Source organism: Fontisphaera persica (assembly GCF_024832785.1).
GTDB classification, from domain to species: domain Bacteria; phylum Verrucomicrobiota; class Verrucomicrobiia; order Limisphaerales; family Fontisphaeraceae; genus Fontisphaera; species Fontisphaera persica.
Genome location: NZ_CP116615.1, coordinates 2,098,083 through 2,111,405 on the forward strand (window position 1 = coordinate 2,098,083; position 13,323 = coordinate 2,111,405).

A 13,323-nucleotide genomic window follows, 5' to 3' on the forward strand; every position below is an offset into this window, starting at 1 on the left:
GCTCACCCCCGCAGCCGCGACGCCTCATCGTACTGGTAGCTGACCGACAGCAGATTGGTTCCGGCCCGTGTCACATTCAGCGTCTCCAACTGCCGCAGGGAATTATAACCATAGTTTACGATCACCTCTCCCTGCGTCTCGCTTGCCAGCAAGCCCGTCCAGGTGTGCGTCCGCTGCACCGCCGTCACCCCATTGGTCGCCACCGCCTGCAAGCGCCCGGCCCGGTCGTAGGTGAGGGTGACGTCCGGCGTGGTGTCACCGTAGTCCACACCGCTCAACTCTCCCGCGTTGTCGTAGCTATAGGTGGTGTTGGTGCCCCGCGCCCACAACCGGGTCTCCAACCTGCCCCCGGCGGTGTAGCCGTATTTGGTGTTCTTCGCATCAGCGTACATCTTGTTGGTCAGCCAACTTCTTACTTCTTTGCGCGTGCGCGTTCTCGATGAACTTCGGGTCTTCGGCCTTCTTGGTGTAATTCCACACAAGCTCTTTGTCGTTGGAAAGCTTGCGCGTGATTAACAGCTTCCCATTGCTGTTCGTCTGCCATTGCTCACCGTAAAAACTCAGGACGACTTTGACGCTTTCGAGATGGGCAGGTGTATTCAACTCAGGAGCGGGAACGAGCTTGTTCTGCGCACCGGTCTGCAACTTCAACGGTTCATACTCGACTAAATCACGATTGCATCCAGTCATGGCCAAAAGGATTGCGAGGCCGCAGGCAGCAGCGATGATTCGTGTTTTCATAGGCCAGTCCATTGGAAGTATGCTCCGTAGCTCGGGCAATTGAAGATTTTGCCGACGAGGTTCTGCCGCCAGTCGGAGGTCATGTTGAAGTTCTTCGCCCTTCCTTGGGTGCGTAGTTTGTCCATCGCAGTGTCAGGAATTCGCCCGTGCCCCGGAATGCTAACGCCCAAACCTGCGTGCCAGTCATACACGTCATGCCAGTGGTGGTTAACATTCCCCGTGATGATGACCTCGGAGCAGTTCATATTGATGCCTTTGCCTCGATACTTCTGAACGCAACAATTCTTCTTGAGGCTGAAACTTCCGGAGGACGTAAGTGTTGAATCGCCGGATGCCCAAAACAGTTCCTCAGTTGAAAAACCGCGTCCAGAGTAGCTGATCAGTGCATCCCAGTAGTCGCTGAAAGTCCGCGACTCGTCACACTTCATTTCGGCGGCGATCTTCTTGAAGCTCTGCTCGAAGTGTTTTTGATTCTTCTTCTCAGCGTTTCGAACTCTGTCGAAGCTTCTGAGCCACCCAACGGACAACACTTGGTCACCACCACCGTTCACGTAGTTCTGAAGCATGTCTGCCGCCACGTTCATCCCCCTATTCCTGGCGTCTTGAATCAACAAGGCGACCTCGGCTTCGATTTCTTCAACCGTGCTGATCTCATCAATCAACCCAAGCGCATCAATTCGGTTTACGCAGTCGTTCCGCACGAACCGGTAGAGATTGTGCCCACCAAGTTCCCCGATGGGATCGCGGGAGAGCCACCGGCCGGGGGTGGGGAGTAGTAGCGGTGGCCGTAGTAAGTGAGGCCGGTTTCCCAGTCAAAGTATTTGGTGGAGAAGAGATGATTGAAGGTCTGCGCAAGGGGCCGGTGGCGCGGAGGAGTTCGCCAAACGGGCCGTATTCGTATTGGGCAACCGTGGCGCCGTCAGAGGCCCGTACGTAGCCCATCACGTTCCCATTGCCGTCATACACTGGAAAATACACCCCCGCATTCGGGCCGTTGTGAATCACCGTCGCCACCAAACCACCCCCGCCCCCGCCCCCTGCGTCGTCCCCGACAAATCCACCCCCACACGTGCGTGCGCACCGCACCCAATGTCCCATGCACTGCGGGACAATTCCCTCTTCGACGATTGCCCACGCGCCTATGGCTTCATTCACCTGCATCTTGTGGCTGACCTCGCCACCAATATCCCCCAAATCCCCATTCATTCAAGCCCTCATTCGCCCCCAAATCGGCCTTTGGTCTGCCTCACGTAAGCCGAAGTTTAAGGGCGGTATCATAGCGTAAGGCGTACCCCATGTAGCGTAGGCGTCCCCGCCTGCGAGGCCGGCCTGCGCCTCGCAGGCCAATTCCCACTTTTCGATTCGTGCACGCCTACGTTACGGCGCATGAAAGATTGACGCGAGGCCTAGTGCTTCCAAGCGCGTCCGCTTGACGTTGGCAGTTCTGTAGTAACGGAGCCGGGAGGCTCCGCGAACCCGCAGGCGAGACGCCTGCGCTACATCGTCTCCGTTCATCATTCCTTGTCGGAAAAAGGTGTGTTCGTCCTTTGAAGTCTCCACTGTCCTCAACCAAGCAGCGGCAGCCACTGCGGCTGAAGGGTCCTCCTACTCGTCGTCCGCGTGACCAGCACGGCCAGCCCCAGCACCGGGCCTGCCTGTCGGCAGACAGGCCGCTCGCCTGAACCACCCCATTTACCCCGCGTCAAGCGCTATCGTCCACCATCACGCCGCCAAAACCGCGCCTTGTCACCTCCGCATGAACGGCATCCAGCCGTTTACAGCTCATCGCCTTCTCTGGTGGCGTGTCGCATTGCTGCGCCAGGATCATGACCATCACGCTCGCCCAGATCCGAGCCAAACCGCAGCCCCTTCAGCGCGTGGCCGACAGGCGGGGCGAGAAGCAGGTGCGGGCTTGTCCCGCCGTAGCCCACAGAGGAGAAGCCGGATGGCCGACCTTCCTTCCGCACGGCCTGTGTGCGGCTGATTCCTATTCACCGTTTGTGCGGGACAGCCGTGCCTACTTCTCTCCAATTGCCTTCATCAAGTCCGACGGGTTAAGCGGCTTGCCCTGTTTGAACTCAAGTCGTGACACATTCACCAATCGCAGATCGTTCGTGGCAAACACTGCAATGCCACTGGTGTTATCGCCAAAATCCAGCATTACTGACGTAGTGTTCTCTCCGCCATACCCGACAAAGACCCGAACACCGCCAATGTCAACCAGGGTCGTGGTTGCGACGACACCTTCCTGAACAGGCTCTCCGTTCGCTTGGAAAACGCCGTTGGAACTGGTGAAGACGCGATACTTGATTTCGTTGTGTCGAACGTAGATTGGAACGATTGCGGCGTAGCCGTCGCCGAGTCGCAGTATCGCTGCGTGTCCGTTGGTCACCGCTACTTCCTTAGGGTTGACCGCTTCCAGCACACGTTCTGTCGCTTTCTGCCGACCGCATCCTAGCAGCGCCAGCAAACATAAGCCCCCGAAGACAAGGAATTGCAAGGCTTTGAGAGGCGGCAGGCTCATTTGAAATCGGTCACGAACTCGATGTTCTTGCAGCCGAGGTCACTCTTTTTCTTCTCGATCTCCTCCTGGAAAATTCTGCCCCATCCGTCAGCGGTGACGAATTGGCTGTTCCCGTCGCGGACAGACTCGATGAACGAGCTTGTGAGTGATTGGACAAAAGCGGATCTGTTGTTCACGTCCGGTGTGAAGTCCTCCCTGAATAATTGGTCTTCAAGTCAATCGTGCCTTTTGACGGTTTTGACCATCCCCACTCGGTGCAGCACGTCCAAAGTGTCCATGGGTTCCGCTTCTTGCATTCGCACTTCCGTATTTCGTAGTCCGCTTTGGCCTTGTAGCGAAGCTCCCAGTGCAACAGGGCGTTTTTATCAGCGGTCAGAATCAGAGTGATTCGACTCGCTATCGTGTGGAAGATTTCTCGTGGCAATCTCGCGAAAAGTTCCTCCAGAGTTGTGTCACGAATCAGGTCAAGAATCTCTTGAGGCGGAGTTCCCAAATCCGATCCCATGAAGTTTTGGATTGAGAAATACGCTAATCGGCGGTTCTTCGAACCCAAATACTTCACCTGGCAATCCCCCTTCTTGCACAAGCCTAAAACGTCGAACCAGTTCACCGGGTCGTTGCCCGCCATGCCGTAGAGGTTCATCCCCCGAACTCCCCAATGGGGTCTCTGTTTGGCCACCTGCCGGTGGCGGGGAGTAGTAGCGGTGGCCGTAGTAAGAGAGGCCGGTTTCCCAGTCAAAGTATTTGGTGGAGAAGAGGTGATTGAAGGCCTGGGCCAGGGGGCCGGTGGTGGGGAGGAGTTCGCCAAACGGGCCGTATTCGTATTGGGCAACCACGCCACCGTCAGAGGCCCGCACGTACCCCATCACATTCCCATTCCCGTCATACACCGCAAAATACACCCCCGCATTCAGGCCATTGTGAATCACCGTCGCCACCAAACCACCCACACCGCCCGCCCCGTGCGTCGTCCCCGACAAATCCACTCCCCACACATGCGTGCGCACCGCACCCATTGTCCCATGCACTGCGGGACAATTCCCCTCTTCGACGATTGCCCACGCGCCTATGGCTTCATTCACCTGCATCTTGTGGCTGACCTCGAACCCAATATCCCCCAAAACCACCTCCCCTTCAAGCCCTCATTCGCCCCCAAATCGGCTTTTGGCTTGCCTCACCTAGGCCATAGGGGCGGTTTCGTAGCGCAAGGCGTACCCCATGTAGCGTAGGCGTCCTCGCCTGCGGGTGATACCTGCGTCCCGCAGGCCAATTCCCACCTTGCGATTCATGCACGCCTGCGTTACGGCGCATGAAAGATTAACGCACGGTTTGTTGTTTCCGAACGGGTCCGCTTGACCTTATCAGTTCTGCAATCACGGAGCCGGGAGGCTCCGTGAACCCGCAGGCGGGGACGCCTGCGCTACAGACCCTCACCTTGGCTTTCTGCTACGATGGGGTGGAGGGAAAAGGGGGCAGAACGCGTGAAAGTGGAAACAAGAACCACGAATGGACACGAATGGACACAAATTTTGAACAGAAGGAAACGAAGGGAACGAAGGGGAAAACCGCCCCTCACCCAAGCCCTCTCCCCGTGGGTAGAGGGAGGATTTTTAGCTGCGCTCCTCGGCCAGCCGCTTGAAGGCGTCGTCGTAGCGTTTGGCTTGGGGATGGGGTTTGGTCGCCCCGGGGCGGCTTCCTGCGGTTGGCTGAGGTTGGCTTTTTCATGTACACGGTGTTTCTACCGCACCCGCCCACCGGGTGTCCATCAAACCGGGGCAAGCCCAGTGTCATGCATGCGCATGACGTCACGCATATGTGTAAAGGGTGGGAAACAGGCGTCCTAAGCGTGTGTCTGATCGCGCCAAGGGGATACTCTGGCTATGTTTGGAAGCAGTAGGGATAAATAAAAGGGCTCACGTTTCGGGTTTTCGACGGTTTATGAAATGAGACCAATTCTTCAGGGCTTCCTGGATAACCGGGTCACGATCATACTTATCTCTGAATTCCGGATCATCCTTGTAAAGGCGATCCAGTTCAACATCTGGAAAATCAAGGCGCTTACCAAGACAAAACTCTCGCACTGCATTAAGAACTTCCTCTGGAAGCATAGGAATGACACTTGTGATATGTTAAGGAGCTAAGAGCTGCTCAGGGTGTAAGCGAGGGGTGTTAGGTGCCTGAGGCGCTGCAAAACCCGCATTTGCCAACACTTGACTAGCCCAACCTGCACAGTTCCGTCCCATGATATTGGGAAGGTGATACATCTGTTTTGAATTCACACCAACGCTAGCAATGGTTGCCGCAACACTAGACGGACATGCACGATATCTCTTTGCTACTTTTGCGTACGGTATCAAAAAGGAATCATCCTGCGCAACTCCAGGGAGAACTTCACTTAGTGGACTCGGAAGACGTACAGGGCTCCAGCCTCTTGATCCCATGCCGGGTATAGAAACAAAGGCATGACCAAATGAAACCCCGGGGCGCCACGACGTGGCACTACATATAGGGTAATGTGCTTAATTGCCTTACAATCGCACTTGCGTTTTGCGTCATCCGTACAGCAGGAGTCTTTGTCTAGTTTAGTGGCGGCTTTCTTGTCAATATCTGCTGCCGCCGCATTCGCGGCATTCGCTGCAGCCTGCCCAATTTGCTCCGGGGTGCGTTGAACAGGTTGGACATCTTGTGCATATAATGGAGCAAGTATTTGTGACCACCCTTCCTGATTGTATTGATTTAGTGTCGTACCATCTACTGGAAAATAGCCGATCAAGTAACCGGCTCCGACACCGGCCCCTAAAGATAATGTTCCCGCACCAAGGACAGTGCCAGCACTTACAGTGGCAGTTGTGGCGGCGGCACCTCCACCAGCCGTCACCGTAATAGTAACTCCAGCACCGCCAGAAGATGAAGTCCCAAGTGTAGTCGCTACTCCGACAGATTCGCCAACCAAACGACCATCGGTGTCAATGTGGGTTATTGGTCGATTGTAAACGAATCCGTAGAGATTCGGGCCGCCCATCTCCTCTATCGGGTCTCTGGACAGCCACCTCCCTTAGTCGGACCGTAATATCTGTAAGCGTAGTAACAGAGGCCGGTTTCCCAGTCAAAGTATTTGGTGGAGAAGAGGTGATAGAAGTTCTGGGCCAGGGGCCCGTGGCGCGGAGGAGTTCGCCAAACGGGCCGTATTCGTATTGGACCACCAATACCCCATCCGCCGCCCGCACGTAACCCATTACATTCCCATTCCCGTCATACACCGCAAAATACACCCCCGCCTTGGGGCCATTGTGAATCACCGTTGCCACCAAACCACCCACGCCCCCGCCCCGTGCGTCGTCCCCGACAAATCCACCCCCACACGTGCGTGCGCACCGCACCCCTTGGCCCACGCACTGCGGGACAATTCCTCTCCTCCACGATTGCCCACGCGCCTATGGCTTCATTCACCTGCATCTCGTGGCTGACCTCGTGCCCAATATCCCCCAAATCCCCTACCCTTTCAAGCCCTTATTCGCCCCCAAATCGGCCTTTGGTCTGCCTCACGTAGGCCGAAGTCTAGGGGCGGTTTCGTAGCGCAAGGCGTACCCCATGTAGCGTAGGCGTCCTCGCCTGCGGGTGATGCCTGCGTCCCGCAGGCCAATTTCCACTTTTCGATTCATGCACGACTGCGTTACGGCGCATGAAAGATTAACGCACGGTTTGTTGTTTCCGAACGGGTCCGCTTGACCTTATCAGTTCTGCAATCACGGAGCCGGGAGGCTCCGTGAACCCGCAGGCGGGACGCGTGCGCTACTTGACGCCCAGTAAGACCTTCAACTCCCTGCGTCTTCGCGCCTTTGCGCCTTGGCGTTAATTCAAACCCAGCCTCCCATTCTCCTCGTTCGTCCCCACCTTGCTCACCCGCATGCAAGACTTGGACAACCAGTCTCGGGAGCGCCTGCGTCCCGTCCCGCAAAGCGGGAGCGTCCCGCCGAAGTCAACTCCAACCCCGCTCTCGCCCTCTATTCCCACGCCCTAAATCAAGCCTTCATGGCTCCATCCTCTCGTCGCCGCCGAGGCCCACCAAACAGCGGCAGCGACTGCGGCTGAAGGGTCATCCTCCTCGTCGTCCGCGTGACCGGCACGGCCATCCCCAGCACCGGGTCGCTCGCCTGAACCACCCTCTTGACCCCGCGTCAAGAGCGTCGTCCACAATGACACCCCGAAAACTGCCCCTTGTCGCCTCCACAAGAACCACTTGCTGGCGTTCACCCTCCATTGCCTTGTCAGGTGGCGTGTCGCAAAGCAGCGCCAGGATCATGACCGTCACAGTCGCCCAGATCGGGGCCAGCCCTCAGCCCCTTCGGCCCGTGGCCAGCGGCCAGGGCCGGGGCGGGAGTGCCGCCTACCGCTACTCTGTCTTGACCGTATGGGAGGAACAGCGGAGCTCACATTGCCTTCAGTTCCACCAATCCATCTTCGGGGTAGTCCGGCACGAAGAGTCTCGTGCAATCCAACTTTCGCCATGCGTTCAGGTTCAGTTGGCGGACGAGTTGCTCGGTAACAACCAGAACGCCATTCCCGGCATCGAAAATCGAGACGCCTTCTGGCGGGAGCGGATATAGGTAGAGTTGACCCATTGCGAAATAGGCATTCCTGCCACATTCCGCACAGCGCCGAACGCCCGCGTTCTTCGAGCCACGGACAATGATTCGATGGCGACCGACAAACGTGACCCAACTCTCCAGCGGGCGTTTGTCAGGAGCAAACACCTGGCCGAGATAGAGATGCTGGCGGACCAAATCCTCACCGAACGAAAACAAGAAGTCTTTGCGGGCGATTCCGACACCACACCCACTGATCATGTTCAGGGGCGTGTTGTCCGGCTTTTCCTCCTGAATGGTCGCATCAACCTCCTTCGTATCGGCCTTCGGGAATGCGCACCCAGTGCAAAGCCAAGTCCTTCGGGCCTGTTCGTAAGCAGGCTTGACCATGCTGCAAGGATTCATGGTCGTGGACGACAGTTTGAAAAAGACACTCATGGATACGGCGTGAAGCTCCCTGACATGATGTTCTTCCACATGTCCTGGGTGATCTGTGTGCTGTATTTCGTGTCAATGGCCCGCGATGCGTTGAGAACCGAGTCGAAAGCTGTGCGTTGACCACCAGGATTGAACTGCATGTATTGCGCCCAATCCGCCGCACTGCCTCCTTTCCTACCAACGTTCAGCGGTATTCCGGCGTCCTTGAGATTCTGGCGGAGGATTTGATGGAACTCGGTGTGGATTTTCGGGTCAAGCTTGCTCAGGAGTTGGCTAGCATCGCCGCCCAAGAACTTTGGCAGCGGGTGGTGCCCATGCACTGCCGTCTTTGCGGCAAGAGGGAGTGCCAAATTACGGCATTTCCCTTCATTGCCGGGCCGCTCAATGAAAAGAGCAGCGCCAGCAGGCATGCAAGAATGTGGTTCACGCTATCTCGGCGTCATTGTTGCGCTTATAATCTGGCCGTCTCGCTTCCGAATCTTGATGTAGAGATTCCCACCCTTTCGGCCACCGCCCCATACTGTGTAGGAAAAGAAACTCCACTTCACGGATGTCTGTTCGTTCCAAGGCCATCCTCGCCGCGTGCATTCTTCACGCGCGATTTCCAAGGCTTTTTCTTTGGTGACCATATCAGTTGCCTCCTTGTGAGCCGAGGTAGCCTGCGCCAAAAATGCCGCCCCCAACAACTCCACCTTCCAACAGCAAGCCGCCTGGAGTAATGCCATAGCCGTTCACGAACGGATGTCGCAGTCCTTGTAGCAGACTTCCACTTCCGTAGGTTTCGGCAATTGCCTCCTCCGTGAAGCGTAGCAACTGCGAGTTGTCGTACCCCCATTGGCCAAGGTTTTGCCTGAACGTCGCCACAGGCCCGCTCCCTCTTGGCGAGAAAAAGGCGTGAACTGATTCGTGCCGGAGCGTTGAAAGCTGCTCGGCTCTCGATAACCCCGGCTGAAGAAAAACATTCCCGCTGGGAGTCGTATAGCCAAGTGTGCGAGTTCCAGCCAGCGTCGTATCGGTGGCTGGCAGTCGCAGTGCCCTATTTGCGGCAAGAAATTCGGTGAAACCGGCAAAGGGGACACGATCACCAGACACTTCGGCTCTCTCGTCGCTTGCGGCGAGCGAAGGAATGGCGTCGTAGCTGATAGCGGCTTCACCAGTGTCGTAGGGTATCGTGTCGTAGTGCCCGTCATAGGCCATGGTAACGGGCAAGACGAAGACGACTGCCGTCAGGAACGCCCATACAAACATCGCGAACCGGAGTCGTAACTGTAGCTGCGTCTTCACTTGAGATAGAGCATCTTGGACCTGAGCGACCGTGCGTCTCCGCCAGAGACTCGCACCTGCAACAACTTCTTGTCAGGATTTGGTGGAGGTGGATCAACGATGCCGATGGAAACGACTTCGACGGTCAATTGTTCCGCGTCAGTCAGAACGACAGCACGCATTCCGGGGGTGACGGGCTGCCCATGGACGACACCGGCAAGCGCCACTTTGCCCTGATGGAGGACGCCCACTTCCTCAACCAAGAACGTTGTCAACGCGCGAGGATCGTTCATTGGCCACCTCGCAGTTGACGCAGCCGTTCAATCGTCTGTCGAGTTTCTGCATTCGGTATTCCGTAGCCGTGCCGAAACCGAATCAGCTTCTCAGCCGCCTCGATCTCCATCCGAGTGACGTCGGTCATTCCTCGCCTCAATTGCGCGCTGTGAATGAGTTCCTCATACACAGCCGACGTGCTCGGGTTCTGCCGAAGCAGGATGGTTGAGGAGTCCAGCGTTGCCCCCTCCGCGCCGAGAGATCGCAGCAACCGTGTGCTCTCCGCATCAGCTTGCATCACACCTCCGTTGCGTTGGAAGGCCGTTTGGATTCGCTGGAACAGGCCGCTTTCCGTGGCTCCCCGGAGGTCCTGCTAAGGAGTCCCCTTTCTGCGGCTTTAGCACCATATTTGCCAATATACTTGCACAGCTTGGCCCCGTCACCCAGGAAAGGCACCATGCCCACCGCGCTGATTCCCGCATTGCCCCATCCCCCTTCCATGGCATAAAGAAGGGCGTTCAAACCGTCGGCCAACGGGGTCGGCTCAATGACCCCTATCGCATCCAAGCCGGTGTGCCACCGCTCCTTGATTTCTTGCCATACCTCCCGGTCGAACACATACGTGGGCTCGCCCCAACCAAGGTGCACACGGCCAATCTTGATGCCCCAAAGCCCGTGCGGGTCCACGAAGTGGACCGGTTGGTTGTTCACCAGCCCATACAAGTTCAGTCCACCTCCTTCTCCAATTGGGTCGCGGCTGAGCCACCTGCCAGTGTGGGGATGGTAGTAACGGTGGCCGTAGTAATACTGCCCCGTCTCGTCGTCACAAAACTTCGTCGAAAACCGGAACGGATTCACTAACGCCACCGGCCCGGTGGCGCGAATCGGCTCCCCAAACGGCCCATACTCATACTCCGCCGCCCATGCTCCGGTTGCGCCATTCACCAGCCCCACCACATTCCCGTTGCCGTCATACACCGGAAAATACACCCCTGCATCCGGGCCGTTGTGTATCACCGTCGCCACCAAACCACCCACGCCCCCGCCCCGTGCGTCGTCCCCGACAAATCCACCCCCACACGTGCGTGCGCACCTCGCCCGTCACTTCTTCGACTTCGGCGATCATGTTCCATCCATCATACACATATTTCCACCGTCTTTGCAACTGCCACACCCCATTCACCCGGTTCGACACCACCTTGCTCACCCGCCGCTCCATCCAATCATACCCAAACCACAACGTCGGCCAGGGGACCAAACCCGGAAATTCAGTCCGAGAGCTTAGCTCTTTCCTCGTTCAAGGGAAATTAAAGCCGGCATTCTTGGCGACGGGGAGAACAAATATTCAACGTGCCGTGTTCGTTTGTGCAGTCGGCGATATGCTGAGTTGTCCCGTCCTTTGGGCTTCTGCTAATACCCCAACAATCTTTGGTTTTGGTGGGAGAGCGTTTGCCAAGTCAATGACGGTTCGGCCTGAGTTGTCTTTGCGGTTTATATCGGCACCTTTGTCGATCAGGTATTTCACAAGCCCAACAGAATCATCACCCCGACTCACTGCCATCATCAACGGCGTCTCCCCGTCTTTTGACGCTAAGTTTATATCTGCGCCAGCGGCGAGCAACTCTGGTATGACGTTCGTGTTATTGTGAAACACAGCCGCCAGCAACGGTGTCCAGCCGAACTTCACAGGAGACGAGTAGTTCACGTTTGCACCTGCCCTCAGCGCCGCCTTGACTCCCGGAAGGTTGCCCGCCTCAGCAGCATCCAGCAGGTCGATATTCGGGTTGGTCTGGTTACAGGAGCACAGCAGACAGATCGAAAGAACGCATAACAGTCTTTGCATCGTGTCAAATTACGTGACTGAGTTAATTTACTTTGATCCCGTCCGCGTTGCTGAAACGTACTGCACTACACCATAAGCAGTGCCGGTGCTACGGGTTCCGTTATCCTGGGGAAGGAAATTGTTGGAGTGTATTTGGCGGTTAGCTTCCAACGCTTGTTGAGTGTCATCCGGAAATTTGCAGCCGCAGCTCGTGTCACAGGCGCGGTGGTTGTCCCAAAGGCATCAAAATGCGCTTGCCGCCAGCTTCAAACTTACCATTGGCGGCGCTGCGAGGCCCGGTTCCACTCACACTGATTAGGCCATTTACTTGGACATCGAATGTTCCAGGGCAATCTTCCTCCCGCAAATACAGAAGAATAGTGCCCGCTGATTCTGGCTTGTCCACGGTGTTGCATGCTCCTCCCCAGCATCGCGCGAGGTGATTGTCACTGTTGAATAAGCGAGAGCATCCGAAATCGTATAACTGCCGTCCGCACACCACCAAGGTTGGCCCCAACGCCCTGATGCTCCTAAAATGGAAGCGTCGCTAGTCGGATCGCCCCTAACAACCTCGAACTTATATTCAACCAGCCCAAGGATATCAATCAACCTAATAGGATCGTTTCCAACCATTGCATACAGGTTCAAACCTCCTGCTTCCGCAATTGGGTCCCGTGACAGCCACCTGCCGGAGGTGGGGAGTAGTAACGGTGGCCGTAGTAGTAGAGGCCGGTTTCCCAGTCGTGGTATTTGGTGGAGAAGAGATGATTGAAGGTCTGGGCCAGGGGGCCGGTAGCGCGGAGAAGTTCGCCAAACGGGCCGTATTCGTATTGGGCAATCATGATGCCGTCAGACGCCCGTACGTAACCCATCACATTTCCGTTGCCATCATAAACCGGAAAATACACCCCCGCATTCGGGCCGTTGTGAATCACCGTTGCCACCAAACCACCCACGCCCCCGCCCCGTGCGTCGTCCCCGACAAATCCACCCCCACACGTGCGTGCGCACCTCGCGCCTTGGCCCATGCACTGCGGGACAATTTTTCTCCTCCACGATTGCCCACCCGCCTATGGCTTCATTCACCTGCATCTTGTGGCTGACCTCAAACCCAATATCCCCCAAAACCCCCTCCCTTCAAGCCCTCATTGCTCCCCCTCTCCGGTCTCCGTGACTCAAGACTGTGCGGCAAGGCGCGGGTGGCCAGCGAAACAGCACGGCCTTTCCTTTCCTCCGCCCCATCCCAGAGGGCGCTAACCTCATTCTCACCTTTTGGCGGGACAGCTGCGTTGTGCATTTCTCCTGCAACCTGCGTTACCACCATTCGAGCAAATCGAATACGAAAAAGACAATGATCGAAGCCACGACGCAAATCACCAGCACTATTATCAGACGATTGCTGGTGCGCTTCTCCAGCTTCCACGGCAATCCCGCGTTCCATCCGGGGTCTCCACGGAGGAAGGAAGTCAGGACACGCTTAGCTTCTGCGACGGACAACATTTTGGAACAGTAGGCTACATCTGGTTGACCAGGGCGTTTGAATGACATTGCAAACCCTTCGGATACGCAGCCATTAACGGATATCCATTCTTGGTCGCTCAAATGGAATGTGGCTCTCCCGTTGTATTCCGGGTGGAGCTTTTAAGTATCTCGGACAGTAATTCTTCCGAGACCGC

14 protein-coding genes and 1 pseudogene are annotated in these 13,323 nt (G+C 56.6%); all 15 read right to left on the reverse strand.

Translation table 11 applies throughout. The features are described from left to right. Window positions 1-2 precede the first annotated feature (2 nt). Window positions 3-392, reverse strand: a complete 390-nt coding sequence (locus NXS98_RS07550; protein ID WP_283847864.1) for a hypothetical protein — start codon at window positions 390-392, stop codon at window positions 3-5. After that, window positions 382-741 carry a hypothetical protein gene (locus NXS98_RS07555; RefSeq protein WP_283847865.1) on the reverse strand — a complete coding sequence of 120 codons (360 nt, stop codon included), beginning with the start codon at window positions 739-741 and terminating at the stop codon, window positions 382-384. The genes NXS98_RS07550 and NXS98_RS07555 overlap by 11 nt, the downstream gene beginning before the upstream one ends. Then, window positions 738-1,403, reverse strand: coding sequence for a hypothetical protein (locus NXS98_RS07560; RefSeq protein ID WP_283847866.1), 666 nt, complete (start codon window positions 1,401-1,403; stop codon window positions 738-740). Before NXS98_RS07560 ends, NXS98_RS07555 begins: the two co-directional genes overlap by 4 nt. A 9-nt stretch (window positions 1,404-1,412) precedes the next feature. After that, window positions 1,413-1,553, reverse strand: a pseudogene (locus NXS98_RS07565) (RHS repeat-associated core domain-containing protein); the annotation flags it as partial. 1,205 nt (window positions 1,554-2,758) lie between these two features. Further along, on the reverse strand, window positions 2,759-3,265 hold the full coding sequence (locus NXS98_RS07570; RefSeq protein ID WP_283847867.1) for a hypothetical protein: 507 nt from the start codon (window positions 3,263-3,265) through the stop codon (window positions 2,759-2,761). A 464-nt stretch (window positions 3,266-3,729) separates the two neighbouring features. Next, window positions 3,730-4,386, reverse strand: a complete 657-nt coding sequence (locus tag NXS98_RS07575; protein WP_283847868.1) for an RHS repeat-associated core domain-containing protein — start codon at window positions 4,384-4,386, stop codon at window positions 3,730-3,732. 3,309 nt (window positions 4,387-7,695) lie between these two features. Next, window positions 7,696-8,241 carry a hypothetical protein gene (locus NXS98_RS07580; RefSeq protein ID WP_283847869.1) on the reverse strand — a complete coding sequence of 182 codons (546 nt, stop codon included), beginning with the start codon at window positions 8,239-8,241 and terminating at the stop codon, window positions 7,696-7,698. A gap of 44 nt (window positions 8,242-8,285) precedes the next feature. Further along, complete coding sequence (locus tag NXS98_RS07585) at window positions 8,286-8,699, reverse strand: hypothetical protein (RefSeq protein ID WP_283847870.1); 414 nt, start codon at window positions 8,697-8,699, stop codon at window positions 8,286-8,288. Window positions 8,700-8,919: 220 nt separating this feature from the next. After that, on the reverse strand, window positions 8,920-9,537 hold the full coding sequence (locus NXS98_RS07590; RefSeq protein ID WP_283847871.1) for a hypothetical protein: 618 nt from the start codon (window positions 9,535-9,537) through the stop codon (window positions 8,920-8,922). A 32-nt stretch (window positions 9,538-9,569) separates the two neighbouring features. Then, window positions 9,570-9,845 carry a hypothetical protein gene (locus NXS98_RS07595; RefSeq protein WP_283847872.1) on the reverse strand — a complete coding sequence of 92 codons (276 nt, stop codon included), beginning with the start codon at window positions 9,843-9,845 and terminating at the stop codon, window positions 9,570-9,572. A gap of 277 nt (window positions 9,846-10,122) precedes the next feature. After that, window positions 10,123-10,842 (reverse strand): RHS repeat-associated core domain-containing protein, encoded by a 720-nt coding sequence (locus NXS98_RS07600; protein WP_283847873.1) that lies wholly within the window; start codon window positions 10,840-10,842, stop codon window positions 10,123-10,125. Further along, window positions 10,796-11,083, reverse strand: a complete 288-nt coding sequence (locus tag NXS98_RS07605) for a hypothetical protein (protein WP_283847874.1) — start codon at window positions 11,081-11,083, stop codon at window positions 10,796-10,798. Before NXS98_RS07605 ends, NXS98_RS07600 begins: the two co-directional genes overlap by 47 nt. A gap of 87 nt (window positions 11,084-11,170) precedes the next feature. After that, window positions 11,171-11,668 (reverse strand): ankyrin repeat domain-containing protein, encoded by a 498-nt coding sequence (locus tag NXS98_RS07610; RefSeq protein ID WP_283847875.1) that lies wholly within the window; start codon window positions 11,666-11,668, stop codon window positions 11,171-11,173. A gap of 303 nt (window positions 11,669-11,971) precedes the next feature. Next, window positions 11,972-12,295 carry a hypothetical protein gene (locus tag NXS98_RS17970; protein WP_425499943.1) on the reverse strand — a complete coding sequence of 108 codons (324 nt, stop codon included), beginning with the start codon at window positions 12,293-12,295 and terminating at the stop codon, window positions 11,972-11,974. Beyond that, on the reverse strand, window positions 12,292-12,603 hold the full coding sequence (locus tag NXS98_RS07615; RefSeq protein ID WP_283847876.1) for an RHS repeat-associated core domain-containing protein: 312 nt from the start codon (window positions 12,601-12,603) through the stop codon (window positions 12,292-12,294). Before NXS98_RS07615 ends, NXS98_RS17970 begins: the two co-directional genes overlap by 4 nt. Between the last annotated feature and the right edge of the window lie 720 nt (window positions 12,604-13,323).